General features: G+C 63.8%; 24 protein-coding genes. 8 read left to right on the forward strand and 16 right to left on the reverse strand.

What is annotated here, in order from left to right:
• Positions 1-162: 162 nt before the first annotated feature.
• Both pyrH and lysS read left to right on the forward strand, forming a co-directional pair.
• Positions 163-849 carry a UMP kinase gene (pyrH, locus tag VI234_RS13445; protein WP_008311076.1) on the forward strand — a complete coding sequence of 229 codons (687 nt, stop codon included), beginning with the start codon at positions 163-165 and terminating at the stop codon, positions 847-849.
• Positions 850-2,487: a lysine--tRNA ligase gene (gene lysS / locus VI234_RS13450; protein WP_008311077.1), complete on the forward strand. Its 1,638-nt coding sequence runs from the start codon at positions 850-852 to the stop codon at positions 2,485-2,487.
• A gap of 52 nt (positions 2,488-2,539) precedes the next feature.
• On the opposite strand, the gene VI234_RS13455 is transcribed toward lysS, so the two are convergent.
• Together VI234_RS13455 and VI234_RS13460 are read right to left on the reverse strand one after the other, a co-directional pair.
• On the reverse strand, positions 2,540-2,716 hold the full coding sequence (locus VI234_RS13455; RefSeq protein WP_008311078.1) for a hypothetical protein: 177 nt from the start codon (positions 2,714-2,716) through the stop codon (positions 2,540-2,542).
• Positions 2,717-2,778: 62 nt separating this feature from the next.
• Positions 2,779-3,675 (reverse strand): universal stress protein, encoded by an 897-nt coding sequence (locus VI234_RS13460; RefSeq protein ID WP_336330302.1) that lies wholly within the window; start codon positions 3,673-3,675, stop codon positions 2,779-2,781.
• Between the two features lie 96 nt (positions 3,676-3,771).
• Here VI234_RS13460 and VI234_RS13465 point away from each other — a divergent pair, with 96 nt between their 5' ends.
• Complete coding sequence (locus VI234_RS13465) at positions 3,772-5,538, forward strand: site-2 protease family protein (protein ID WP_008311081.1); 1,767 nt, start codon at positions 3,772-3,774, stop codon at positions 5,536-5,538.
• Between the two features lie 72 nt (positions 5,539-5,610).
• Positions 5,611-7,350 carry an arginine--tRNA ligase gene (gene argS, locus VI234_RS13470; protein WP_008311083.1) on the forward strand — a complete coding sequence of 580 codons (1,740 nt, stop codon included), beginning with the start codon at positions 5,611-5,613 and terminating at the stop codon, positions 7,348-7,350.
• Between the two features lie 65 nt (positions 7,351-7,415).
• Here the strand turns inward: argS and VI234_RS13475 are convergent, their stop codons facing one another.
• Positions 7,416-8,207 carry an alpha/beta fold hydrolase gene (locus tag VI234_RS13475; RefSeq protein WP_336330303.1) on the reverse strand — a complete coding sequence of 264 codons (792 nt, stop codon included), beginning with the start codon at positions 8,205-8,207 and terminating at the stop codon, positions 7,416-7,418.
• A 143-nt stretch (positions 8,208-8,350) separates the two neighbouring features.
• Here VI234_RS13475 and VI234_RS13480 point away from each other — a divergent pair, with 143 nt between their 5' ends.
• Positions 8,351-9,037 (forward strand): helix-turn-helix domain-containing protein, encoded by a 687-nt coding sequence (locus tag VI234_RS13480; RefSeq protein ID WP_008311086.1) that lies wholly within the window; start codon positions 8,351-8,353, stop codon positions 9,035-9,037.
• Between the two features lie 67 nt (positions 9,038-9,104).
• On the opposite strand, the gene VI234_RS13485 is transcribed toward VI234_RS13480, so the two are convergent.
• Positions 9,105-9,923: a MinD/ParA family ATP-binding protein gene (locus VI234_RS13485; protein WP_008311088.1), complete on the reverse strand. Its 819-nt coding sequence runs from the start codon at positions 9,921-9,923 to the stop codon at positions 9,105-9,107.
• Positions 9,924-10,343: 420 nt separating this feature from the next.
• Between VI234_RS13485 and prf1 the strand changes: the two genes are divergently transcribed.
• Entirely contained in the window at positions 10,344-11,600 is a 1,257-nt protein-coding gene (gene prf1, locus VI234_RS13490; RefSeq protein WP_336330304.1) for a peptide chain release factor aRF-1, read from the forward strand.
• A 27-nt stretch (positions 11,601-11,627) separates the two neighbouring features.
• On the opposite strand, the gene VI234_RS13495 is transcribed toward prf1, so the two are convergent.
• The 11 genes from VI234_RS13495 to ahaH form a co-directional block, all read right to left on the reverse strand.
• Positions 11,628-12,020, reverse strand: a complete 393-nt coding sequence (locus tag VI234_RS13495) for a DUF6276 family protein (RefSeq protein ID WP_336330305.1) — start codon at positions 12,018-12,020, stop codon at positions 11,628-11,630.
• 56 nt (positions 12,021-12,076) lie between these two features.
• Entirely contained in the window at positions 12,077-12,769 is a 693-nt protein-coding gene (locus VI234_RS13500; RefSeq protein ID WP_008311098.1) for a V-type ATP synthase subunit D, read from the reverse strand.
• Between the two features lie 108 nt (positions 12,770-12,877).
• A complete protein-coding gene (locus tag VI234_RS13505; protein ID WP_023843114.1) occupies positions 12,878-13,630 on the reverse strand; it encodes a bacteriorhodopsin in 753 nt (250 codons plus the stop codon).
• Positions 13,631-13,723: 93 nt separating this feature from the next.
• Positions 13,724-15,142, reverse strand: a complete 1,419-nt coding sequence (locus VI234_RS13510) for an ATP synthase subunit B (RefSeq protein ID WP_008311102.1) — start codon at positions 15,140-15,142, stop codon at positions 13,724-13,726.
• A 2-nt stretch (positions 15,143-15,144) separates the two neighbouring features.
• Positions 15,145-16,905: an ATP synthase subunit A gene (locus tag VI234_RS13515; RefSeq protein WP_151101014.1), complete on the reverse strand. Its 1,761-nt coding sequence runs from the start codon at positions 16,903-16,905 to the stop codon at positions 15,145-15,147.
• A 2-nt stretch (positions 16,906-16,907) separates the two neighbouring features.
• Positions 16,908-17,231, reverse strand: a complete 324-nt coding sequence (locus tag VI234_RS13520) for a V-type ATP synthase subunit F (protein ID WP_336330306.1) — start codon at positions 17,229-17,231, stop codon at positions 16,908-16,910.
• A complete protein-coding gene (locus tag VI234_RS13525) occupies positions 17,228-18,301 on the reverse strand; it encodes a V-type ATP synthase subunit C (protein ID WP_336330307.1) in 1,074 nt (357 codons plus the stop codon). Before VI234_RS13525 ends, VI234_RS13520 begins: the two co-directional genes overlap by 4 nt.
• Positions 18,298-18,882, reverse strand: a complete 585-nt coding sequence (locus tag VI234_RS13530) for a V-type ATP synthase subunit E (RefSeq protein WP_004593994.1) — start codon at positions 18,880-18,882, stop codon at positions 18,298-18,300. The genes VI234_RS13525 and VI234_RS13530 overlap by 4 nt, the downstream gene beginning before the upstream one ends.
• 19 nt (positions 18,883-18,901) lie before the next feature.
• On the reverse strand, positions 18,902-19,168 hold the full coding sequence (locus VI234_RS13535) for a F0F1 ATP synthase subunit C (protein ID WP_336330308.1): 267 nt from the start codon (positions 19,166-19,168) through the stop codon (positions 18,902-18,904).
• 218 nt (positions 19,169-19,386) lie between these two features.
• Positions 19,387-21,639 carry a V-type ATP synthase subunit I gene (locus VI234_RS13540; RefSeq protein ID WP_336330309.1) on the reverse strand — a complete coding sequence of 751 codons (2,253 nt, stop codon included), beginning with the start codon at positions 21,637-21,639 and terminating at the stop codon, positions 19,387-19,389.
• A complete protein-coding gene (gene ahaH, locus VI234_RS13545; protein ID WP_008311117.1) occupies positions 21,626-21,958 on the reverse strand; it encodes an ATP synthase archaeal subunit H in 333 nt (110 codons plus the stop codon). The genes VI234_RS13540 and ahaH overlap by 14 nt, the downstream gene beginning before the upstream one ends.
• Positions 21,959-22,073: 115 nt before the next feature.
• Here ahaH and VI234_RS13550 point away from each other — a divergent pair, with 115 nt between their 5' ends.
• The gene (locus tag VI234_RS13550) at positions 22,074-22,694 is read left to right on the forward strand and encodes a methyltransferase domain-containing protein (protein WP_008311118.1); all 621 of its coding nucleotides are present in this window, start codon (positions 22,074-22,076) and stop codon (positions 22,692-22,694) included.
• A gap of 185 nt (positions 22,695-22,879) precedes the next feature.
• Here VI234_RS13550 and VI234_RS13555 read toward each other — a convergent pair whose 3' ends face one another.
• Positions 22,880-24,112 carry a DUF7096 domain-containing protein gene (locus VI234_RS13555; RefSeq protein ID WP_336330310.1) on the reverse strand — a complete coding sequence of 411 codons (1,233 nt, stop codon included), beginning with the start codon at positions 24,110-24,112 and terminating at the stop codon, positions 22,880-22,882.
• A 155-nt stretch (positions 24,113-24,267) separates the two neighbouring features.
• Between VI234_RS13555 and VI234_RS13560 the strand changes: the two genes are divergently transcribed.
• A complete protein-coding gene (locus VI234_RS13560; RefSeq protein WP_336330311.1) occupies positions 24,268-25,365 on the forward strand; it encodes a helix-turn-helix transcriptional regulator in 1,098 nt (365 codons plus the stop codon).
• Positions 25,366-25,409 lie beyond the last annotated feature (44 nt).

Here is a 25,409-nt window from a genome sequence, read left to right on the forward strand (position 1 = left end):
AGCGTCAGACACGCGTCAGCACGTCGGGCACGCGTCAGACGGACATTCTCGCGGGGACGCGACCGACAGCAATCGCTGTGGGAACCAGAAAGGGCCGACTAGAGAGACAGCAGTCAGTGGCCTTGACAACCCTTAAGAGTGCATCGCGGTTACGGCGGGCTAATGAAAGTCGTCGTCTCCATTGGCGGAAGCGTACTGGCCCCGGACCTCGACGCGGACCGGGTCGCCGACTACGCCGACGCCATCCAGTCGCTCGATGCACAGGGACACACGCTCGGGACCGTCGTCGGCGGCGGACCGACCGCACGCGATTACATCGGGACCGCCCGCGACCTCGGCGCAAACGAAATCGAGCTCGACCAGCTCGGTATCGCCGTCACGCGGCTGAACGGCCGGCTACTGATCGCCGCCCTGGACGACCGCGCCGCGCCGACACCCGCCGAGAGCTACGACGAGGGCCGGGAAGCCATCCGTCGCGGGGACATCCCCGTCCTCGGGGGCATCGTCGCCGCACAGACCACCGACGCCGTGGCGGCCGCCTTTGCGGAGTACGTCGGCGCGGACCTGCTCGTCTACGCCACGTCTGTCCCGGGCGTCTACAACGCCGACCCGAACGAAGACGACGACGCGACGCGGTTCGACGAACTCGGTGCGAGCGAACTCGTCGACGTGATCGCCGACATCGAGATGGACGCCGGCAGCAGCGCGCCCGTCGACCTGCTGGCCGCGAAAATCATCCAGCGGTCCGGCATCCGGACGATAGTGCTCGACGGTACCGACCCCGAACACGTCGTGCGCGCGGTCGAAGACGGCGAGTTCGACGGGTCCGAGATTCTTCCGGAGGCATAGATGGCGGAAGACCCCTACGAGGTCGGCCGCGGCGGCGGCCGAGCCTTCTGGGCCGACTCCGTCGCCGACGCTATCGAGGCGCGCGACCCCGACGACCCAATCGTCATCAAGGGCGGCGTCTCCCCGTCTGGCGTCCCCCACATCGGTCACTTCAACGAGATAATGCGGGGCTACTACGTCGCCGAGGCCCTGCGGGACCGCGGCCACGAAGTCAGACAGGTGTTCACCGCCGACGACAAAGACCGGCTTCGGGCGGTTCCCCGTCAGCTCGCCGACCTCGACTGGAACGTCGTCGGCCTCGGCGAGGTCGACGCCGGCGCGCTCGGGCGGAACCTCGGGAAGCCGTACACCGACATCCCGGACCCCTTCGGCTGCTGTGACTCCTACGGTGCCCACTTCACGACGCTCCTGCGGAAAAGCGCCGATCTGGTCGGTGTTGACGTGGAGTTCGTCTCGAACACCGAGCTGTACGCCGACGGCGAGTTCGAACCCGTGACCCGCCGCGTGCTCGAACGCGCCGACCGGGCCCGCGACGTGCTCGCCGAGTACCAGAACAAGGTCGGGGACGACTACGTCCCGTTCCTGCCCCAGTGCGAGGAGTGCGGCAAGCTCACCGAGGGCGTCACCGAAGTCGACCTCGACGCCGGCGAAGTCGAATACGTCTGTGAGGACGTCGAGGCCGGCGACCAGACCATCGAGGGTTGTGGCCACGAGGGGACAGCGACGCTCCGGGACGGAAAGCTCCCGTGGCGCTTCGAGTGGCCCGCCCAGTGGGAAATTCTGGGCGTCGACTTCGAGCCGTTCGGCAAGGACCACGCCGAGGGCTCCTGGCCCTCCGGCGAGGACGTCGCCGAGAACGTGCTGGACATTCAGCCGCCGGTCCCGATGGTGTACGAATGGTTCACGCTCGACGGCGAACCGCTCTCCTCCTCCTCGGGCAACGTCATCACCGTCGACGAGGTGCTGGACATTCTCGAACCGGAGGTGTTCAAGTACTTCTTCGTGAAGGATCCGCGGAAGCAGCGGGACTTCTCCGTCGAGAACGTCGACCAGCTCGTCGACGAGTTCGACCGGTTCGAGCGGCGCTACTTCGGGGAAGTCGAGGCCAGCGAGGACGACGCCGAACTCGCCGAGCGGGCCTACCCGATGGTCGTGGACGAACCGCGTGAACAGCGCGTTCGGATCCCCTACACGTTCGCAGCCGTGCTCGGGATGACCGACGACCCGGAACAGCGGGAGCAGATCGCCCGGAAGGAAGGCCATATCCCCGACGATGCGCCGGAGTGGGCCGTCGAGCAGGCGCTCGCCCGCGTCGAGCGCGCCCAGGAGTGGGCCAGTCTGACCAACAACGAGTTCAACTACGAACTCAAGCGCGCCGAGATTCCCGACGTGTCCTTCGACGACGCGACGGCGGCCGCGCTGGACGAGCTGGCCGATTTCATCGCCGAAGGCCACGACGGCGAGGCGATTCAGGCCGAAATATACGAAACGGCGAAGCGAAACGACATCGACATCGGCGAGTTCTTCTCGGCCGGCTACCGGCTGCTGTTCGACGACACCGAAGGCCCACAGCTCGGAACGTTCATCGCGAAACTGGATCAGGAGTTCGTCGTGGATCGCTTCCGTCGGAACGAGTAGGGCGGAGTAGGAAGGTCCTACCTGTCCGTAGCAGCCTATTCAGGGGATTCTCTCAGGGCGACTGTTCCTGCGTGTCGACCCGCTCGAACATCGGTCCGAGACGCTCGTCGTAGCAGTCCTGACAGACGTACGCGTCGATGACGCCCGTCTCGCTGTGAGTGTGAATCATCGCGTGAACCGTGGCGTCGAACGGAACGGTTTCACCACAGATACCGCAGGTTTCTGGCATTGTCCAGCACCGTCTTGCGATACGTTCCCACGATACATAGAACGGGTGGTTCGTCCACCCGCTCAGGTCGAACGGGGCGTCACTAGCACGGGGACATCGACAGTTCGGAGCAGTTGGGACGTAACACTGCCGAGCAACTGGCGTTTCAGGTTCGAGCGGCCGTGTGACGCCATCACGACGAGGTCGATGTCCCGATCGGAGACGTACTTGCGGATGCCAGCGGCGACGCCATCGAGCGAGTCCGTCCGTTCCACGGCGGTTTCTACCGCTACGTCCGAAGCCGCCGTTTCGAGTTCGTCGGCGGTTGCTGCGACGGCATCACGCCCGTCCGCTTCCAGTCGTTCGATGAACGCCTCGTTCAGCCCGCCAGCGTTGAACGCTCCGCCGGCGGCCTGGATATCGACGACATTGAGAACGTGAACCAGAGCGTTGTACTGGTCTGCAACCGCCGCGACGTGTCGCGTCGCCGTGTTTGCGGTCTCGCTCCCGTCAGTTGTGACGAGGACTCGTGAGTAGTCGAATTCGTTCCCTTCCGCCTGTGTTCCGTCCGAAACGACGAGCACGGGCACCGCAGTTCGATGCAGGAGCTGTTCGGTGACGCCACCGAGGAGTCGCTTCCCGAGACCGGTCAGTCCCTGTCGACCGAGGACGATGAGCCCTGCGTCGGTTTCGCGGGCGTACTTGTCGATCTGCACGCTCGGTTTCCCCTCCAGCAATTTTGTCGTGACGGGCTGGCCGATATCGTCGGCGAGCGACTCGATGTCCGCGAGGACGGACTCGCCGTGTTCGCGGAGGTGTCCGCTCTCGCGGTCCGTTCGCGTGAGCCTGCGCGCTCGCTGGTCAACGACGTGAACCACCTCGGCAGTCGCGTCGAAGTCCTTAGCCAGTGCGAGGCCGCGCCGTGCGGCCGCCGTGGCTTCGTCGCTCCCGTCGACGGGAATGAGAACGTGGTCGTACATTGTGTGGTCGTTTGCGGCGCGGTCACTTCACCGTTGGCTGCTGACGGTGTGTCCCAAACCAAACCCTCTTGCTTGGCTAAACCTAGTTTCGGGTAAATGGTGAGTACGCTGACGTGGGTCCTCGCGGGCCTTGTCGCTTACACCCTCCTCGCGATGGCGCTACGGACCCGCGGCGTTGTCCCCGAGTATATTCGTTTTAGCGGCCCGATTACGACGATTCACACGCAGAAGGGCAAAGCTGTCCTCGACTGGCTCGCACGGCCAAAGCGGTTCTGGCGGGCCTGGGGGAACCTCGGCGTCGGGTTCGGACTCGTGGTGATGGTCGGCTCCTTCCTCCTCGTTGCGCTCGGGGCCTACCAGGCGCTCGTCAACCCACAGCCCTCCGCACTGAACGAGCCGCGGAACGCGCTGGCGATTCCCGGCGTCAACGACTTCCTCCCGCTGTCGGTCGCACCCGAAATCGTGCTCGGGTTGTTGCTCGGCCTCGTCGTCCACGAGGGCGGCCACGGGCTCTTCTGTCGCGTCGAGGACATCGACATCGAGTCGATGGGGCTGGCCTTGCTGGCGATCATCCCCATCGGCGCGTTCGTCGAACCCGACGAAGACGAACTCCTGCGCTCCGACCGCGGCGCGCAGGCCCGGATGTACACGGCCGGCGTGACGAACAACTTCGCGCTCGCGATCATCACGCTCCTGTTGCTGTTCGGGCCAGTCGCCGGCGCTGTCGCTGTCGTCGACGGCGTGCCGGTCGGGAGCCCGATCAGCGGAACCCCCGCCGCCGATGCGGGTATCGAGTCGGGCGACGTCATCACGGCCGTCGACGGCCAGTCGGTCGAGAACCAGCAGGAACTCGAAGCGGTGCTCGCAGAGAGCGACGCACAGACCGTCGAAGTGGCTCGGAAGGATGCCGAAACCGTCTCTGTCGAGCGGTCCGTCGTCGTCTCGGCGGCCCTCGAGAGTGCGCCACTTGGAACCGGTGAGACGATTGTCTCTGTCGACGGGACTGCGGTGGCTACTCGCAGTGAGTTCGAACAGGCAGCCCGAGAGCATCCCGTCGCGACGCTCGAAACCGAATCCGGGGAGACGGTCACGACTGCCCTCGGCGCATACGTGCTGGTCGCCGAGGACGGCCCGCTCGCCGGGGAAGGAGCACCGAGCGGCGAGGGCATGATAATCACCGACGTCAACGGGGAACGAACACACAGCGGGGCAGCGCTAATGCAGGCCCTCGAGGGCGGCGAACCCGGTGACCGGGTGTCGGTCACCGGCTACGTCGACGGTGAACGCGAGACCTACGAGGTGACGATGGCCGAAAGCGAGCAGGTCGACAACGGTATCATCGGCGTCAGCATCCAGCAGGGTATCAGCGGCATTCAGGTCAGTGACTTCGGCATCGACGCCTATCCCGCCGCCGCGTTCCTGGAATTCCTCGGCGGGTCGCCTGACACCCCCACGTCAGTCTCCGAGTTCTCGTTCGCCCAGCGGATTTTCAGCACGCTCTTGCTCCCCTTTATCGGCGTCGCCGGCGGCTTCGGCTACAACTTCGCCGGCTTCACCGGCATCGCGACGAACTTCTACACCGTCCAGGGACCGCTCGGGGCGCTCGGAACGACGCCGGTGTTCCTGCTCGCGAACGTCCTGTTCTGGACCGGCTGGATCAATCTCGTCATCGGCCAGTTCAACCTCATCCCGACGTTCCCGCTCGACGGTGGCCACATCCTGCGGGCGTCGACCGAATCGTTCGTCTCGCGGCTGCCCGTCTCTGACGGGCGGCGGGTGACGACGGCCGTCTCCATCGCGATCACGGTGTCGATGATCGGCGGCCTCCTGTTGATGGTGTTCGGCCCGCGGCTCCTGACCTGAGACGGACAGGAGTCCGTCTGAGACGGTCGGGGTTTCGTTACCCATTTACTCCCCGCCACGAAAGCCCGGCGTATGTTCCTGCAGCTCCGTGCGGAGGTCGAGGACGCCCTCGCCGACGCACTCACAGCCCTCGACCTGCCGGCCGAGGACCTCGGTATCGAGGAACCACCGGAGGACGTCGACGCCGTGTTAGCGTCGAGCGTCGCCTTCCGGCTGGCCGGCGAGGTCGGTACTGCGCCGCCGAACGTCGCCGGCGACATCGCCGAGGCGATTGACACGGACGACCTCACCTACGTCAGTGCTGTGACGACACAAGGGCCGTACGTCAATTTCCTCCCGAGCGAGGCGTACTTCGACGAGACCCTACAGTCAGTCACGGAGAGCGAGTTCGGGCGGCTTCCCGACCGCGACACCAGCGTCGTTGTCGAGCACACCTCCGCGAACCCGACCGGCCCGGTCCACGTCGGACGAGCGCGCAACCCTATCATCGGCGACGCCGTCGCTCGGGTGCTCGATTACGCCGGCTACGACGTCGACCGCCACTACTACGTCAACGACGCGGGCCGCCAGATCGCCGTGTTCACCTGGGCCTACGAGACGTTCGACGAGTCCGACCTGCCCGAGCCCGAGCGGGAGTCCCCGGAGTACGAGATGGTCCGGTACTACCGCAAGGGCAACACCGTCCTCGAAGAGGGCGACCCCGACGAGGTTGAGGAGGCAGAGGCAGAGATTCAGTCCATTCTACAGGGCCTCGAAAACGGCGACGAGGAGACCTACGAGCGCGTCGCCGAGGTCGTCGACACCGTGCTGGGCGGGATGCAGACCACGCTCGGCCGCCTCCCGGCGGAGTTCGACGAGTTCGTCAAGGAAACGCGGTTCATGCGCAACGGCGACACGGACGACCTGGTCGACCGGCTGAAGGAACTCGACTGCGCCGTCTACGAGGAGGATGCCTGGCAGTTGGACCTACCAGACTTCGAGAAGAACCTCGTGTTCCTGCGTTCCGACGGCACATCGTTGTACACCACCCGCGACCTGGCCCACCACGAGTGGAAGTTCGATACCTACGACCGCGCCGTCACGGTGCTGGGTGAGGACCACAAACTCCAGGCCGACCAGCTCTCGGCGGCCCTGGAACTGCTCGACAACGACACCGACCAGCTCCGGCAGGTGTTTTACTCCTGGGTGAACCTCCCCGAAGGCGGGATGAGCACGCGCGAGGGGACCGGTATCGACCTCGACGACCTGCTCGATGAGGCTATCGACCGCGCGCGCGAAGAGGTCGAGTCCCGGCTGGACGACCGGACCCGCGGCGACCTCGACGAGGACGACATCGACCGCATCGCTCGCCAGGTCGGTATCGGAGCGGTGCGCTACGACATCGTCTCGAAACAGCCGACCAAGGGCATCACCTTCGAGTGGGACCGCGCGCTGGACTTCGAAGCCCAGTCCGCCCCCTACGTCCAGTACGTCCACGCGCGCTGCTGTGGTATCCTGGGTGACGTGGAGGCCGACATCCCCGAGGAGCCCGACTTCGGTCCGCTGTCAGAACCGGAAGAACGCGATCTGCTTCGCGAACTGGCCCGGTTCCCCGCCGTCATCGAAGCAGCCGCGGACGACCTGACGCCCCACACAGTCGCCACCTACACCCGCGACCTCGCCGAGACGTTCAACGCCTTCTATCGAGAGTGTCCCGTGCTCGATGCCGACCCCGAGACCCGCGCCGCGCGGCTGGCGCTCGTCGACGGGACCCGGACGACGATTGCGAACGCACTCGACGCGCTGGGCGTCGAAGCGCCGACCTCGATGTAGGAGCGGTCTGCGTCGGGAATCCGATGTGACAGGCGCGATTGCCGCGAAAAGTCCGTCGAGCCGGCCTAATTCTGCAGGAACGCGTCGACTTCCGCCGCGATTAGTGCAGGTGCCTCAGCGGGGCCGCTGTGGCTGACCCCGTCGAACTCGACGAATCGGCTGTGGGGGAGTGCGTCGTGAACGGCCCGGGCACTCTGCCGGAGGAAATCCGGCCCGTCGGTGCCGGACAGAACGAGCGTTGGGGCGTCGACATCGAGGCGGTCGGGGAGCCGGTACTGCTCGACGGACCAGTTCATCCGAACGACCTCCTCAGCGAGGGCCACGCAGTCGGGCCAGACGGGCCACTCCGCCAGCCAGGCGTCGAGGTCCTCGATGCCGTCGGGGTGGAGGACCTGTTCGATGTAGCGTTTCACCGCTTCTTCTGGCTCCCCGTTCTGTACGAGCGAGGCCATTCGGTCCGCGAGGTCAGCATCCGCCCGGTAGTCGGCGGGAAGTACCGCCGGTTCGTACGCGATGACAGCCTCGACTTCTGTAGCCGTCGCGGCCTCGATAGCGGTGAGCGCGCCGTAGGAGTGCCCGAACAGGATCGGCTCGCCGTCGACAGCGTCGGCAAGCGTCTGGACGTACTGGACTTCGCGGTCCAGCACCTCGTCTGCGCTCGTTTCTGCGGGGGAGTCGAGACAGGTCCCGAACCCCGGACGCTGGGGGACGACAGCACCGTAGCCCTCGAACTCTGGGATAACCGGTCCCCAGTACTCAGTGGGGGCCATCCCGCCGTGCAGGAGGAGAAGTGGCTGGCCATCGCCGTAGCGCTCGAACTCGACTTCGGTCTCGTCTGCGGACTGTGTCGGCTGCATACAACATACGGTCGAACGCAGTCGGGCTAAGCCGTTCTCTCAGTGATTGGGCCGTTTAAGTAGGGGTGTCAAGAGCAGGACCGACAGCCACGCCGATGCTCTGTTTCGACAGGCGCTTCAGCACTGGCAGCGAGCGATGCCGTATGGGGCTTATCGCAGAATTTCAGATCGATTGCGACGCGTTGCCGCTCGTGTCGGTCGCGGCTGCGGTACCCGAAGCGACGATCACCCTCTCGCTGCAGTACAATCACGGTCGCCGCCCGCTGTTTATTGGGACCGTGACGGGTGGTTCCGAGCAGGCCATCGAGCGGGCGTTCACTGATGCCCACGATATCGAGGAGTGGACGCGTATCGGGACGGCCGGCGATACCCGTCGGTATCAGGCAGTGCCGGCGCTGAGTTTCGAGGAACAACTCGGTGGCCAAATCAATGACTTGGACGGACTCGAAGCACTCGCCACGGCAGACGCCATCATCGAACGGATAACCGTGACCGCAGACGGGTGGGAGCAACTGGGATGGTTCGCCGACCGAGCGGCGTTCACCGAGTTCGCCTCGTTCTGGCAGCGGAACGCGGACTTCGGACTGGAGCGGCTGACCCGGGATGCGGAGCCGAAGTCGCCCGGCAACGGGCTCACGGACCGACAACTGGAAGCGCTACGGACGGCGTACGAGATGGGGTATTTCGAGATTCCGCGGCGCACGTCGCTGGACGCCGTGGCCCAGGAACTGGACATCTCTGCATCGTCGCTCTCGGAGCGACTGCGCCGGGCACAGACTCAACTCATTCAGGAAACGGTCGCGACGCTGTGGCCGCCGCTTCCGGAATGAGTCAGAGACAGCGAGATGCGGTCGGAGCGGCGGGCTGAGACCGGACCGGCTGGCGGGTACAGAGCCGTCAGTTGAAGAGGCCGAACACACCGCCGGAGTCCTCGTCGTCGTCGACATCGGAGTGATCCTCAGTGTCGTCGAGGAACCACTCGTCGTCGAGTATCGTCTCGATATCCGTTTCGGGGCTCTCGCCGCGGAAGAACACACCCTCCAGCGCCTCGGTCAGCCGCTGATAGGCGTCGGCAGCCGTGCTCTCGGGGGCGTTGAGCACGAGCGGTTCCTCTGTCGTCGCCTGCGGGTCGTCCGGAATGACCGCAAGCAGCGGGAACTCCATCTGCTCGGCGATGGCCGCGACGTCAGTGTGTCGGGTCGCGCGGTTGATGATCGAACCGAGAACGGTCCCGTCGATCCGGTTCGCTAGCTGGGCCGTTTTGACCGTATCGCCCACCGCAACGTCGTCGGGGGTCGTGACGAGGACGATTCCGTCGGCCAGCCCAAGCGGCACGGCGACTTCGTGGCTCAGTCCAGCCCCGGTATCGATCAACACCACGTCGTAGGCATTTCGGAGCGTCTTGATGACTTTCCTGAGCTTTGCGGGATCAGCGTCCGCAAACGCCTCCAGCGACTGTTCACCCGGAATCACCGTGAGTCCGCCCGGCGCATCAGTCAAAGCCTCACTCACGGCAGCCTCACCGGCCAGAATCTCGTGGAGGCTCTTTTCGGGCTCTACAGAGAGCATCGAGCCGAGGTTCGCCATCCCCAGATCCGCGTCGACGACGGCGACATCGTAGCCCATCTCCTGAAGCACAGCCCCGAGATTTACCGCGGTCGTCGTCTTTCCGACGCCGCCCTTGCCGCCCGCAATCGTACACACGTACCCCGCCATAATCTGATTGCTTGGGTACAATGCAGGCAGTCATATAAATGCGACTGTCATTTGTTGGATCGGGACGGGCCAGGCGACGTTCAGAGTAGGTGGTTTCACCGCTAGTCAAATAGCTCGGTTGTCACGTCTGTCGTATCGGCCTCACGGCTTTGCCGCTCGGGCACGAGGGCCGCTCACTCCGTTCGCGCCCCTCGCTGCTCACGGGTCGCCTCCCCGCTCGCCCGTCCTGCGATTCGAGCGAAGCGAGAATCGCACTGGCTTCCTCCGCGGCTCTCTTCGGTCGCCGCTCCGGTACGAGGGCCGCTCACTTCGTTCGCGCCCCTCGCTGCTCGCGGGTCGTACCTCCCCGCTCGCTAACCCGAAGGCCGCCCTTCGCTCCCTGTCAACAGGTTCTTACGCCACCTCGGCCAACAGAGAGTAATGAGCGAGCAGCAGGAACAGGAGCAATCTGACAAGCAGAAATACGAGTTCCGGAAGGTAATAGAGGAACTCAAGGGGTACCAGGGCTCGGGAACCCAACTCGTCTCTATCTACGTGCCCGAGGACAAGCAGATCAGCGACGTCGTCGCCCACGTCACCCAGGAGCACTCCGAAGCCTCGAACATCAAATCGAAGGACACCCGGACGGCGGTGCAGGACGCACTCACCTCAATCAAGGACCGCCTCCGGTACTACGACGTGCGACCCCCCGAAAACGGGCTGGTCGTGTTCTCGGGTGCATTCGACACCGGCGGCGGTCGGACCGACATGGTAACGAAGGTACTCGAATCCCCGCCGGACCCCATCGAATCGTTCCGCTATCACTGTGACTCGGAGTTCCTCACCGAGCCCCTGGAGCACATGCTGGCCGACAAAGGACTGTTCGGCCTCATCGTGCTCGACCGGCGCGAGGCAAACGTCGGCTGGCTGAAGGGCAAACGGGTCGAGCCCGTCAAGTCCGCCTCCTCACTGGTCCCGGGCAAACAGCGAAAAGGTGGTCAGTCAGCCCAGCGTTTCGCCCGCCTCCGGCTGGAAGCCATCGACAACTTCTATCAGGAAGTCGCGGGGATGGCGAACGACCTGTTCGTCGCCGACCGCCACGAACTGGACGGCATCCTCGTCGGCGGTCCCTCACCGACGAAAGACGAGTTCCTCGACGGTGACTACCTCCACCACGAACTCCAGGACATGGTGCTGGGGAAGTTCGACGTGGCCTACACGGACGAGTCAGGGCTGTACGACCTCGTTGACGCGGCCGATGACGTGCTGGCCGAACACGAGATGCTCCGGGACAAGGAGCTCATGGAGGACTTCTTCAAGCAGCTCCACAACGGGGACAAGGCCACCTACGGGTTCGACCAGACCCGCCAGAACCTCAACATGGGCGCGGTCGAACAGCTGCTCATCTCCGAGGACCTCCGGAAGGACGTGGTCGCCTACACCTGCGAGAACGGCCACGACGAGTACGAACTCATCAACAGCAGCGCCGGGACTGACGACCACGAGTGCTCCCGCTGTGGGGCCACCGTCGACGCCGAGGACGGCGAGCGCGAAGACGCCATCGACCACCTGATGGAACTGGCCGATCAGCGCGGCACCGAGACGGTGTTCATCTCGACGGACTTCGAGAAGGGCGAACAGCTGCTGACTGCTTTCGGCGGCGTCGCCGGCCTGCTGCGCTACTCGACGGGCGTCTAACGCGTGTCGTTCGCACGTTCAGTTCTGTTATAACAACTGTTCCAGTTGCCGACGACGACGGCCGAGGTCGACATGGGCCGCCTCTCCGTAGCTGGCGTCGAGGCGGTCCAGTACCAGTAGCGGGTCGACGCCCTCGCGCTCGATTCGTTCCAGCAACGCAGTGATCTCCTCCCGGTGCATCGCCAGCGAATCGAGCAGCCCGACGAGCAACACCAGCGGGACCGCTGCGCCGTCGTCATCTGGAATCGAACTGTCGAGACCAGTAAAATCCGGGACAGCAGTGGGTGGCTCCGTCTCCGGTTCGAGAGTTAAACAGGACTGGCAGACGCTGGCCCCCGGTGCGTTCCCGGGGAGAAACTGCTGGAGATCGGCCGGGACTGGGAACGAAACGAGGTCGCCACCGCAGTCGGGACAGGACATACTCAAGCACGGACGGGAAAGCGCAAAAACGATACCGGTCAGGACGGACTCCCCGATCAGTCGTCAGCAGTGACCGCTTCGGGCTCTTCTTCCGATTCTTCTTCGGCCGCGAGCGCGTCCTCTTCCTCTTCCTTCTTGGCTTTGATCTTCTTCATGCGGAAGATCTCCTCACGCTCCTGTTCTTCGAGTTTCTGCTCGATGTACTCCTGATTGTCGTAGAGGTCGGGCAGGAGCTTGAATTCGAGGGCGTTGACACGCCGTTTCGTCGTCTCGATCTCTTCGAGCATCTTCTTCATCGCCGTCTCGACTTCGGCGGCGAGGATGATGTTCTCGAGCAGTTCCTCGTAGGCCTCGGCGGCCTCGTCGATGCGGGCCGAGGTCCCCATGACGCCGTAGCCGCGTTCGTCCAGTGACTTCCGGACCTTGCTGGACTCGATCTGCGGGACGACGACGCCCATGATGTTTTTCGACTGGGTCGTCAGTTCCGGGTGTTCTTTCAGTGCTGCGGCGGCCCCGCGGACGGCCACGTCGCCTTCCATCGCCCGGGCCATGTTGATCGCGCGCTGGGCCCGTTCGTAGGAACCGTCGAGGTCTTCACGGACGTCCTGGGCCTGGTCCAGAATGTCCATGAACTCCATGATGAGGCCGTCACGCTTCTTCTCCAGCGTGTCGTGCCCACGCTCGGACAGCTCGATGCGGTCCTCGATCTGCATCAGATTCTTGCGCGTGGGTTTGACGTCCTTAGCCATTACGGGTCTTTTTTCGACGTAGGCAGTTAACGGTTTCCAGTTATTTCGGTTCGAGCGCCGCCGCTTCCGGATCGACACCCAAAAAACGAAGTCGGCGAACGGCAGTCGTTAGTCGTCTGCAGGCGTTGCGCCGGTGCTGGTCGACTCCGCAGCGCCGTCAAGCACGCCGTGGCTACGGAGCAGGATGATACCGAATCCGACCTTCGCGACGAGGTCGATGACCATGAAGCCGGCCGTCTCGATCCCGATACCGACGAGGCCGAGTCCTTCACTGCCGACGAGCCACCAGACCGGGTAGACCAGCCACACAACCGTCACGAGGTTTCGCAGCGTCTTGAACGTGCTCCGCGTGTCGCTGGGCAGGTCTGCGACCCGGCCGGACAGCGAGGCGAACAGGAAGTACAGCAGGACCAGCAGGAAGGCGGTGCTGATACCCCACCAGACCAGCCGTTCCGCGCCGGCCGACAGCACGCCGCTCCCTGCGCTTAGCGTCGCGACCACACCGGTACCGATCATCAGCACGTCGAGGCTGACGAGCGAGGCGATGGTGTTGCGGTCTGCCCCTGCAAGCAGTCCGAGGTCATACAGCAGTAACGGCGTCGTGAACAGCCAGTCGGTGTATCGCGCCCAGTAGATGGGGTGTTCCGACCCGCCGAACTCGATGAACGTCAGGCCGAACCCGAGTGCCATCGCGAGGTAATTCACGAACGCGATTGCCGTGATCAGTATTGTCGCGATGTAGAACTTCTGGCGTCGGCTGTCGGTTTCACCCCAGCCACGCGCGATGAAGTATAGCATGCCGAGGAACATGCCCGCTGTACCTAACCACAGCCATATCGCTTCACTCCCTGGTTCTGGCATAGTGCACGCTAGTATAGGAGGTCAACGCTAAACAGTCGCGTACCCAAAATATGTGGTAAAAATTGCGAACGGCCGTGAGATATAGGGCCGTTGTCAGGCTTCGGCTTCGACAGTTTCGGCGGCCTCGTCTTCGCGGTAGTGCTCCTCGATGAGGTCCTCGTCGATGCGGTTCAGCGCATCCTTCGGGAGCATCGAGAGCAGGTCCCAGCCGAGTTCGAGCGTCTCGTCGATACTGCGAGCCGTGTCGGTCCCCTGGTCGACGAACTCCTCCTCGAAGCGGTCGGCGAAGTCCAGGTACTTGTTGTCCAGTTCCGACAGCGCCTCGCGACCGACGATGTTCACGAGGTCGCGCAGGTCCTCACCTTCCGCGTATGCGGCGAAGATCTGGTCTTTCACGTCGGCGTGGTCGGCGCGAGTCAGCCCCTCGCCGATACCGTCGTCCATCAGCCGCGACAGGCTTGGCAGGACGTTGATTGGCGGCGAGATACCCTGGCTGTTGAGGTCGCGGTCGATGTAGATCTGCCCTTCGGTAATGTACCCGGTAAGGTCCGGAATCGGGTGCGTGTCGTCGTCGCCCGGCATCGTCAAGATCGGCAGCTGGGTCACGGAGCCTTCGCGGCCCTGAATCCGACCGGCGCGTTCGTACAGTTGCGCCAGGTCGGTGTACATGTATCCGGGGTAGCCACGCCGGCCCGGGACCTCCTCACGCGCGGCACCGATCTCGCGCAGTGCCTCGCAGTAGTTGGTCATGTCCGTCAGGATGACCAGGACGTGGTAGTCCTTCTCGAAGGCAAGGTACTCGGCGGTGGTCAGCGCCAGCCGCGGCGTAATCGTCCGCTCGACGGCCGGGTCGTCCGCGAGGTTCATGAAGACGACGGAGCGTTCCAGCGCGCCGGTGCGCTCGAAGTCGTCCATGAACTCGTTTGCCTCTTCGGCCGTGATACCCATCGCGCCGAAGATGACAGCGAACTCGGAGCCTTCGTCATCGCCGCCTTCCTCCTCTTCCGGCACTGTGGCCTGTCGCGCGATCTGCAGCGCCAGGTCGTTGTGTGGCAGGCCGGAGGCGGAGAAGATCGGCAGTTTCTGGCCACGGACGAGCGTGTTCATGCCGTCGATGGCCGAGACACCGGTCTGGATGAACTCCTCGGGGTACTCCCGGGAGTAGGGGTTGATCGCCTCGCCGACGATATCGAGGCGCTCGTCGGGCACGATTTCCGGGCCGCCGTCGATCGGCTGGCCGGTCCCGTCCATGACCCGCCCGAGGAGGTCCTCGGTGACGGGCATCTTCATCGTCTCGCCGAGGAAGCGAACCGAGGCATCGCGGTCGATACCCTCGGTCCCCTCGAACACCTGGATGGCAACGTAGTCGCTCGCGGATTCGAGCACCTGGCCACGGCGGGTCTCGCCGTCGCTGAGCTCGATTTCGACGATGTCGTCGTAGCCGACCGGTTCGTCGGTCTCGACGAACACCAGCGGTCCGCTGATCTCCGTGATTGTCTGATACTCTTTCATTGTTAGTACAGCTCCCGCAGTTGAGACTCGATGTCGTCTTCGAGGTCGTCGATGTACTCGTTCCAGTCCTCTTGGACGCCGATACGGTTGAGCCGCGGCGCGGCGTCGATGTCGGTAATCTCCTCGACGGGGACACCAGCATCCAGCGCCTCGAAGGCCGCATCGTTGTACGTCTTGGCAGCGTCCATGATGCGGTAGGTCTTCTCGGGCTCACAGAACGTGTCCACGTCGTGGAAGGCGTTCTGCTGGAGCCACGCCTCGCGCAGGTAGCGGGCGATCTCAAGCGTCAGCTGCTGGTCCTCGGGCAGCGCGTCCTTCCCGACGAGCTGGACAATCTCCTGCAGTTCCGCTTCCTCGTCCAGCGTGTCGATGGCCCACTGGCGCGTCTCCGGCCAGTCGGCCCGGACGTTGTCCTCGAACCACGGGTCGAGCTGGTCGCGATACAGCGAGTACGACTCGTTCCAGTTGATAGAGGGGAAGTGCCGGCGTTCGGCCAGGTCAGCGTCGAGCGCCCAGAACGTCTTGACGATACGCAGCGTGTTCTGGGTGACCGGCTCGGAGAAGTCCCCGCCAGGCGGCGAGACGGCCCCGATGACCGAGACGGACCCCTCGGTGCCGTTGATGTTCTCGAAGTAGCCGGCGCGCTCGTAGAACTCGCTCAGTCGAGCGGAGAGGTACGCGGGGTACCCTTCCTCGCCCGGCATCTCCTCGAGTCGCGAGGAGATTTCACGCATGGCCTCGGCCCACCGGGAGGTGGAGTCGGCCATCAGCGCCACGTCGTACCCCATGTCGCGGAAGTACTCCGCGATGGTGATCCCCGTGTACACGCAGGATTCGCGCGCCGCGACGGGCATGTTCGACGTGTTGGCGATGAGGCAGGTCCGGTCCATCAGCGCGTTGCCGGTGGTCGGGTCCTCAAGCTCCGGGAAGTCCTCAATCACTTCCGTCATCTCGTTGCCACGCTCACCACAGCCGACGTAGACGACGATGTCCGCGTCGGCCCACTTGGCGAGCTGGTGCTGGGTGACCGTCTTCCCCGAGCCGAACGGGCCGGGGATGGCGGCCGTTCCGCCCTTCGCAATCGGGAACAGGCCATCGAGCACGCGCTGGCCCGAGATGAGTGGTTCCGTCGGGGTTTCCTTCTCGACGGTCGGTCGCTGCTGGCGCACCGGCCACTCCTGGTGCATCTGGATCTCCTCGCCGCTGTCCAGTTCGACGACCGTCTCTTCGACGTTGAAGTTGCCCGATTCGATGGCGACGACCTCGCCGCCCTCGGAGTCGGGCGGAACCATCACCTTGTGGTCGATACTCGGCGTCTCGGGGACGGTGCCGACGATGTCGCCGGCCTCGACCTCGTCGCCTTCCTCGACTTCAGGGGTGAACTCCCAGGTCTTCTCCAGGTCGATACCCGGCGCGTCGACACCGCGGTCGAGGAACGCCGACCCCATCTTCTCTTCGAGCACGTCGAGCGGGCGCTGGACACCATCGTAGATGGCGTCGAGCATGCCCGGCCCGAGGTCCACGGAGAGGGGCGAACCTGTCCCTTCGACGGGTTCGCCGGGGGAGACGCCGGAGGTCTCCTCGTACACCTGAATCGTGGTGATGTTTCCTTCGATCTCGATGACCTCGCCCATCAGCCCTTCCGAGCCGACGTAAACGACGTCGTTCATCCGGGCGTCGAGGTCCCGAGCCGTTACGACCGGTCCCGAGACGCTTTCGATAATGCCGTCCTCGCGGACGTCTGTGTCTGTTGCTTGACTCATGGTTAGTCCTCGTCCATCAGGTCGATACCGATGGCTCGCTTGATCTGTTCACGCAGTCCGCCGCTCCCGGTGCCGCCGCCGAGCGTGACCATCACCGGCTCGACACTCGTCTCCGCATCCTGCCGGACGCCACGGGAGAGATGCGACAGGTCGTCGTCGTGCATCACGACGATACCGACGTCGTCGTCGGTGAGCATCTCCTCGACGGCGTCGTCGAGCTGCTCGTCTTTCTCGTCGGCAGGCACGTCCGCGAACTTGCGGACGCCCGCCAGCCGAAAGCCCGTCGTGAACTCCGGACTTCCGATGACAGCGATCTCCTGGCTCATAGGATCACCAGCTCCTGTTCGATTTCGTCGGGGCCGAGGCCGGCCTCGCGACCGCGGGCGATCGCCCGGATGTTGTCGACCTCGCGCTCCTTGGCGAGGACGTAGGACAGCACCGGACAGACCGACAGCGGATAGCGGTTCGAGAGCCGGTCGGCGTATTCGAGCAGTGCCGCGTCCAGCGCCCGCTCGAAGTCGATGAGGTTGTCGGCCTCCTCAAGCGCCGACAGCGCCTGATCGAGGTCGTCGCCGTACTTGCTCTCGTGGACGGCGCTGACCAGCTGGTCGAGGTTCGTCGACAGCTGTGCGACCTCCTGTGCGTCGAACAGCTGGCCGCCCTCGATGAAGTACTCCGAGGGGTCGATATCCGCGCCGCTGCGGGCCAGCCGGAGCGCGTTCCGGAGGTTGCGGAAGTCGACTTCCGTCTCCAGGAACTCGACGTACAGCCCGGTCGGGCTGTCGATCTCCGGATTGTCCGGTAAGCCGGACAGCAGTGTTTCGTAGAAGGCGCGGTCCAGCGCGTTCTCAAGTGGCACGAGAACGCCGCTTTCCTCGTACACGTCGAACGCTTCGGCCAGCGTGTCACCGAAGATGGTGTCGTCGAGCAGCTCGACGACCTCCTCGATAGAGCCGGCGTTCAGCAGGTCCTCGATACGTCGGTCGGTGAACTCGCCGGCCCGGATGAGGTCGTCCTCGACCTCGGTCCGCTCCGCGTCCGAGTAGAGCCCGCGAATGACGGTCTTGACGTTCCACACGTCGAACTTCCGCAGGTAGCGGGCGATGTAGTCGTACAGCGCCCCCTCGGACCAGCGAAGCAGGTCGTCGAAGTGTTTCGCGAGGTTGCGGTTCAGCGCGTACTCGACGAGGTCGACGCCGTCGTACCGGGAGCCGAGCGCGTTCATTTCGGTCTCGTACTCCGTTTCCTCCATGAAGCGGGCGATTTCGCCCGTCCCCATGCGGACCAGCTTCCGGTAGTCGTCATCGTCGAACAGGGACGCGCTGCGGGCACGAACCCGTGCGATGACGTACTCGTAGTTGCTTCCCTGGCCGCTCGTTCCCGTTCGCGAACTCATTGGTCTTCGAACAGGCGGTCGCTGATTGCTTTCAGGTTGTCCTCCCAGACATCCTCCAGGATGGAATCGAACGTGTTGTTCACACGGACTCGTGACTCACCGCTCTCGACGACGACGCCGCCGAGGCAGTCCCGCTCGCCGGCGTACGTCGCGCCGTCGTAGTCATCGAGTACATCCTCGAGAAGCGACTGGTCCGACGCACGGCCGTACACCGACAGCTCGTCGCTGTCGTCGAATTCATCGACAGCGGCGTCAAGCAGTGCGCGTGTCAGTTCCTCTCGTCTGTCCCCTTCGAGGGCCGCAAGCGCGTCCTCGACGTCGCCGCGAACGTCTTCGAGGATGTCACGCCGGGCGTTGAGTCGAGCCTGTTTGGCCTCGAGCTTCGCGGAGGAGAGTCGCTGCTCTCGCTCCTGCTCGATGGTCCGCTCGACCTCGGCCTCGCGTTCCTCGTGGATCTGCTCGGCGTCGGCCTCGGCGTCGGCGATAATCTCCTCGGCACGTTCGTCGGCCGCGTCGCTAATCTCCTGAGCACGCGCGCGGGCCTCGTCGCGGATGTCCTCTACGACTGTTTGAAGGCTCATTATTGGAAAAGAGGCTGGGTCAGTTGGGGACCACGAAGACGACAACCAGCGCGAGAATGACGAGCGTTTCCGGCAGGACTGTCAGAATGAGTCCACGACCGAACATGCTCTCGTCTTCCGCGATTGCGCCGACGGCGGCGGCTCCAATCCCGCGTTCCGCGTATCCTGAGCCGAGTGCAGCAAGTCCGACTGCGAGTGCTGCAGCGGCCTTGTTCGGGATAGCTGGGGCAGCGGTTCCACCTTCTTGCAGTACAGCGTTGACGAGAAGTGCGATATTTTCTATCATGGATGTGTAGTCTCTGGAATTGCTCGTGTCCGAACAGGCGTATGTGAATCCACGTAGTTCATAAAGCTTCCCAAAACGGTTCGTCAGCGTGCTGTTCGGGCGGTTTAGCGTCTCAGCTGTAGCCGGTTGTGAGCGTGTAGCAGTCGATATCCGCTGTGGAGTAGGGAGAACCGGCAGTAAACAACCAGCATTAGCCCGTAGAGAAGGGAAGCGCGCGCTCAGTCCTCAGTCGTGTAGTTGCGCTCGTAGCCGAACGGGTTGTACCGCTTCCCACCGCCCTCGAAGAACTTCCCGAAGAACTCCACGTACTCGAGACGAACGGCCTGGAGGCCGGCACTGGTGATACCCAGCACCAGCACGAGCAGATGGCCGATGACCAGGATGAGGACGCCGACCAGCGCAGCGGCGATGCCGGAGTGGATGAGGCCGGGGAACGTCACGCTAGTGACCTCGTACCCGTGGTACATCACCGATTCCGTGCCTTCGGGTATCGTCGGCATACCACCGATACCGAAGTGCCAACCGCCCTCGCTGTCGACGTAAGCCCCGAAGAACAGCAGGTTGACCACGAAGGCCATCCCGGCCTTGGCCAGCAGCACGGCGGCCAGTCGCGTGTACGACAGGACGTTCACCATCACGTTGAGGAACTCGACGACCTCAATGGGGTCGGCGAGTGCCAGCAACACGAGGCCGGCGAAGAAGAGGACGAGCCACGCCGAGAACGGCGCACCGAGTCCCGGAATCGTGAAGAGGTTGATGGCCGGCAGTCCCGTGAAGCCCCACGCGTACGGGTTCCCGGCAAAGACGCCCGCCTCAGCGGTGTAGAGGAAGTCGGGCGCTGCGCCGTTCGCACCGGAGAACACCCACGCCCACAGACCGAACATCATCAGCAGCCAGGACCCGCTCTCGGTGATTGCGTCCCAGAGGCTGTGGCTCAGGTTCTCGACGAAGTCGAATATCCAGCCCGCGGCGAGGTGAGCCGTTCCGGCGAGCAGGCTTATCGTCAGCCAGGCCAGCGCGTAGTCGGAGTAAGCCGGCTGGAGCCCCTTGTGCATCGGCGGATGACCGCCCCAGACGACTTCCCCGAGTTGGTGCAGTCCGAAGACTTCGCCGTACAGCACGCCGAACAGCGCCGTGAACCCACCGGCCCACATCGCAACGCCGCCGAGGCTTTTGATCACGTCGCTGTCGACTTTCGAGTACAGCCCGTACCCCAGCGCCATATACAGCAGCCCGTAGCCGAGGTCACCGATCATGAACCCGAAGAAGGCCGGGAACGTCAGGAAGAAGGCGACCGTCGGGTCGAACTCGCCGTACTTCGGCCGGTTGACGACCTCGACGAGGTCCTCGAACGGCTTGACGCCTTTCGGGTTGTCCTGAATGACTGGCGGCGCGTCGTCACCCATCGTGATGACGCCGCCGTCGGCGACGGTCTCCTGCGGTTGGCGCTCGCTCTCCGGTTCGGGAGCATCGACGGAGCTTCCAACGGGTTCGCCGCTGTTGCCGCCTTCCCGCTCGACTTCTTCGTGGGACTCTGCGTGCCCCTCACTGTCGTACTCGGCGATTTCGATCCTGTCGATGTCGACGGCATCGCCGACGACACTCGAAAGGGCGCGCTCGAACTCCTCGTAGCGCTCGTTGGGAATCCAGCCCTCGGCGATGAAAGCGTTTTCCGTCGTCGCGAAGGTGAGCGGCGCTTCGCCCTTCTGGGCCTCGATAGCCAGTTTCTCCTCGGCCGCGAGCAGGAACCCGGCGTGGTCGAGACGGAGTTCGTTGAGTTCGTCCTCGACGGTCGAGAGCTTCGATTCGAGCTGTTGTTTCTCGTGTTCCAGCTCTTCGAGATACGCCGTCGGGTCGCCGTCGCCCTCTGGGATTTCGAGTCGGGAGAACGTCGCCCCGACGAGCGCGTCTTGCAGGGCGTCTCCGTCGGCCTGTGCGAACACGGCGACGACGCCGTCCTCGGTGAACAGCTCGAACGTCTCAACGTCGCTATCTGCGAGGACAGCCTCGATCTCGTCGCTGTCGCCCTCGCCGACGACGACGGACAGCGAGTCGTAGCCACGGAGCAGGTCGAGGTCGATGCCGAGCGTGACGAACGGCGCCATCGTGTTGATACGGTCCTCGACGGCCCGGAGTTCGTCACGGACCTCGTCGCGCCGGTCGTCGAGTTCGTTGACCTCGGTTCGGACTGTTTCGAGTTGGTCCTCGATCGCGTCGTCTGTGACGACCCGCGTCGGACCGGCGTCCTCATCGCTGACACCGAGAATGGACTGCAGCGAGCGGACCGTGACGAGTTTATCGGCGACCTCGTTGGTTCCGTCGAGCGAGTTCCCGGGTTCGAATCCGTCCCAGGAGCCGTCGTACTCGGTGACATGGAGCATATCGAGGTCGTGGACGGCCTCGATAGTTTGCTCCATCGCGCGTTTCGACCCCGTCACCGAGACGCGGCACATCTTCTCAGGTCTGAGCATGCACCGCCTCCTCGAACAGGTCTGTGACGTATTCGACTACCTCGTCGATCTGTTCACTGGCCTGCTGTTCGAGGTCGTCGCGAGCGCTCTCGCCGTCTTCGATGATCTGCTCGCGCTCGGCCTCGATCTCTTCGCGAGCCGCTTCGAGACGGTCCTCGGCGGCCGTCTCGGCCTCTTCTCGCGCGGATTCGCGGATCTCCTCGGCCTCCTCGCGAGCCTCCGCGATGCGGTCTTCGCGGTCTTGTTCGGCCTCTGCGACGATCTCGTCGGCCTCCTGCTCGGCCTCCTGTATCCTGTCAAGAACTTCTGGCCGTGGCATTCTCTAATCATGTGAGCGTTGCCAGAGCGGCTATTTGGTAGTTGCGAAGTTTCCCCGTGTGATAGAGCGGCCAAAATCCGGGGAATTATGACCGCCAAGTCCTAAGCCGGCAGTAATGGGAGTCCTCGAGAACAAGGCCCGCGCGCGGACGTTCTACAAGTATCTCTCGAAGGTGTACGACCAGATCAACCCCTTCATCTGGGACGAACGGATGCGCGACGAGGCGATCGCGATGCTCGATCTTTCGCCCGACGACAAGGTCCTCGATGTCGGCTGTGGCACCGGCTTCGCCACCGAAGGGCTGCTCGAACACGTCGATACGGTGTACGGGCTCGACCAGAGCCCCCACCAGCTCTCGAAAGCTTTCGAGAAGTTCGGCAAGTTCGGCGACGTACGCTACCATCTCGGTGACGCCGAGCGACTCCCGTTCAAGGACGACAGTTTCGACGCGGTGTGGTCCTCGGGGTCCATCGAGTACTGGCCCAACCCCGTCGACGCGCTGGCGGAGTGTCGCCGACTGACCAAACCCGGTGGCAAGGTCCTCATCGTCGGCCCCGACTACCCGAACTCGACTGTCTTCCAGAAGATGGCCGACGCCATCATGCTGTTTTACGACGAAGAGGAAGCCGACCGGATGTTCACTGAGGCCGGGTTCGAGGAGTTCGAACACCACATCCAGCAGTCCCGACCAGGTAGTCCCCGAGCGATTACGACGATTGCAGAAGTACCAGAGTAAGCCCTTCGGCCACGAGCGAAGCGAGTGGCCGCTTTTTCGCCCACGTTTTTGCGGTGAGCGGTGACCGAAGGTCACCCGAACCCGAAAAAGGTGGTCCGGCAGTCCCGACCAGGTAGTCCCCGAGCGATTACGACGATTGCAGAAGTACCAGAGTAACAGCGACCATAGAGCCGCTTTCTTCCGTGCTACGCCGATCCACTGACGGGAACCTGTACACGGTCGCCGTCCTGTGTGGTGACGGTAACCGTGTACTCTCCGCGGGGTTCGACAGTCCAGAGAGAGCCGTCTGTACCGGTCGTCCCGATCCGTTTACCGTTTATCCTGACAGTCGCATCCGCCGTGGATCCCGTACTGTTGTCGCTGACCGTGACGAGCAGCGGTCCGGACTCGAAGGACTGCTCGACTCGGACGCGAACTGACTGGTTCACGTTCGTCGCTACTTCCGACCGGTCGACTGTCGTCAGTTCGAGGTGCTGGGTTTCGTAGAAGACATTCGTCGTGCCGCCGTCGAGATAGGCCGTTAGCTGTCCGTTCGAGTGATCGGCCTGAATCTGGTAGATGGCACTCCGGCCGTACGTCTGGACGGACGGGTACTGTTCGCTGTAGAGCCACGGGTAGAGAGTCTCCGCCCGCGTGTTGACCGCACGGAGGGAGTCGTTGGTCCGGGCGAACTGGTCGATTGCCGTCTGTTCGCGGTCCTGTCCGAGATACGTCTCACGCGTGTACCGACCGTCTACGACCGTCGACAGCATGTACCCCTCGGACGAAACCTCGACGTATACCGTGTTCGGCTCGGTATTACCGGCGGTTTCAGCGCTGATACGCTGACTAATCGGGCCACGGGACGTCTTGAGCACGCCCCTGTTGTTTTCCAGCCGGAAGCGCTGGTTCGGTGACAGTGAGTAGTCCGGTGCGGTACCAGCGGTCGCCCGAATCCGGTCGAGTCGGGTTGCCAGTTGACGTGACTCTGCGTCGAGCAGCGCCCGCTGTCGCAGGAACTCCCTAGCGGTTATCGCACCGCTTGCGTACTGCTGGATTGCGATCTGATTCCGTTGTTCCAGACTCGTTCGCTTGCTTTCGATATTGGTCAATGTCTCGTCGACGAGGCGGTCGCGGGCGGCCTCGCTGTCCTGCTGGAAGAACTTCCGTTCGAACGTCGTCGTCGCGTAGTCGCTCCGCAGGTCACTGGATCCGGCTGCAACCGCGACGCCGACATCGATCGACGATTGGTTGTACGTCGTCGACCTGACGTCGCTGGCCGGGATAGTGAGATGGTTCGTCGTGTTGTCGACAACCGTGACCTGTGGCAACTGATCGCTGCCGTCAGCGGTCTGGGCCGGCGAGGCGAACCCAGTCACTGGGGCAGCCACGGAGACGACCATGAGGAGGATCACACCGACTGCGGGGAGGGGACGCATTCAGCATCGCATACTCGCCCACCGTACAAAAATCTCCCCATTCTCCATGTATCAATAATGACCTGAGAAGCCACGAGACCTTTCAAAGCGCCCGCTGACGTTTTATTCTCGGATGGAAAGGGTTTTGCCCCCAGAACGTTCATCGGTGAACGAGAATGACCCCGCGGGTATCAGGTGCCCTCCTCCTCCTTGTCCTGTTTGCCCTGTTGGCGACCCCGCCGCTTGCGACAGCGGCGGCAACAGATACCGTCCCCGCCCAGCAGACGACCGGGACGCCGGCACCGGTCGCGGAGAACACGACGTTCGCTCTCCAGATCCAATCGAACGGCGATGCCAAGTGGACGATAACAGACACCTACGCGCTCGACGAATCCGAAACTGAGTCGTTTAGAAACACCGGTGAGCAGTTCGCCAGCGAGGACACCGAGGCAGTGTGGCTGCCGTCGTTCCGGGAGGCGAGCGACGAGGCCAGTGCCGTCACCGGCCGCGAGATGGAGATTACCGACGTCGACCGTCGGTACGAGGTGTCAGACCGCAAGGGGCAACTGATCCTCGAGTTTACGTGGACGAACTTCGCAGTCGTCACCGGCGAGAACATCGTCGTCGGGGACGCGTTCAATTCAACGGACGGTACGTGGTTCGGGACGCTAACTGCGGACCAGCGACTCGTTATCTCGCCACCGCCTGAGTACGGGGTGGAGAGCGCCCCGAGCGCCGTCGACGACGGAAAGCTGATTTTCGAGGGGCGACGGACGTTCGAGCCGGGGTACCTGTCCGTCGTTTACACTGGCGAACAACCGACTACCCAGACGCCGGCAGAAACCCCTGGATCGATGTTCGGCGGCGTCGACTCGACCTGGATCGGCGGGGTCGTGCTGATGGTGCTGCTCGTCGGGGCCGTCGGTTACATGTTCAAGACCGGATACACTGACGCGCTGCCATCGGTTGCTGCCGGGACCGACGACGACGGAGACGACAGTGCCGGGACGGCAGCCCCGGTGAGCGACACCGCAGCCTCGGACGACGTCGACGTCGAACTGCTGAGCGACGAGGAACGCGTCGAACGGCTCCTGGAAGAAAACGGCGGACGGATGAAGCAGGCTCGCATCGTCTCCGAGACCGGGTGGTCGAACGCGAAGGTGTCGCAGTTGCTCTCAGCGATGGACGAGGAGGGCCGCATCGACAAACTCCGTATCGGTCGGGAGAACCTCATTTCGTTCCCGGACGAAGAGATCACCGACTTCGACGAGTAACTGTCCGGACTATTTGACTGTAAACGAGCCGGGCGTGGTTTCTG

The organism is Haloarcula sp. CGMCC 1.2071 (assembly GCF_037078445.1).
Classification (GTDB): Archaea; Halobacteriota; Halobacteria; order Halobacteriales; family Haloarculaceae; genus Haloarcula; species Haloarcula amylolytica.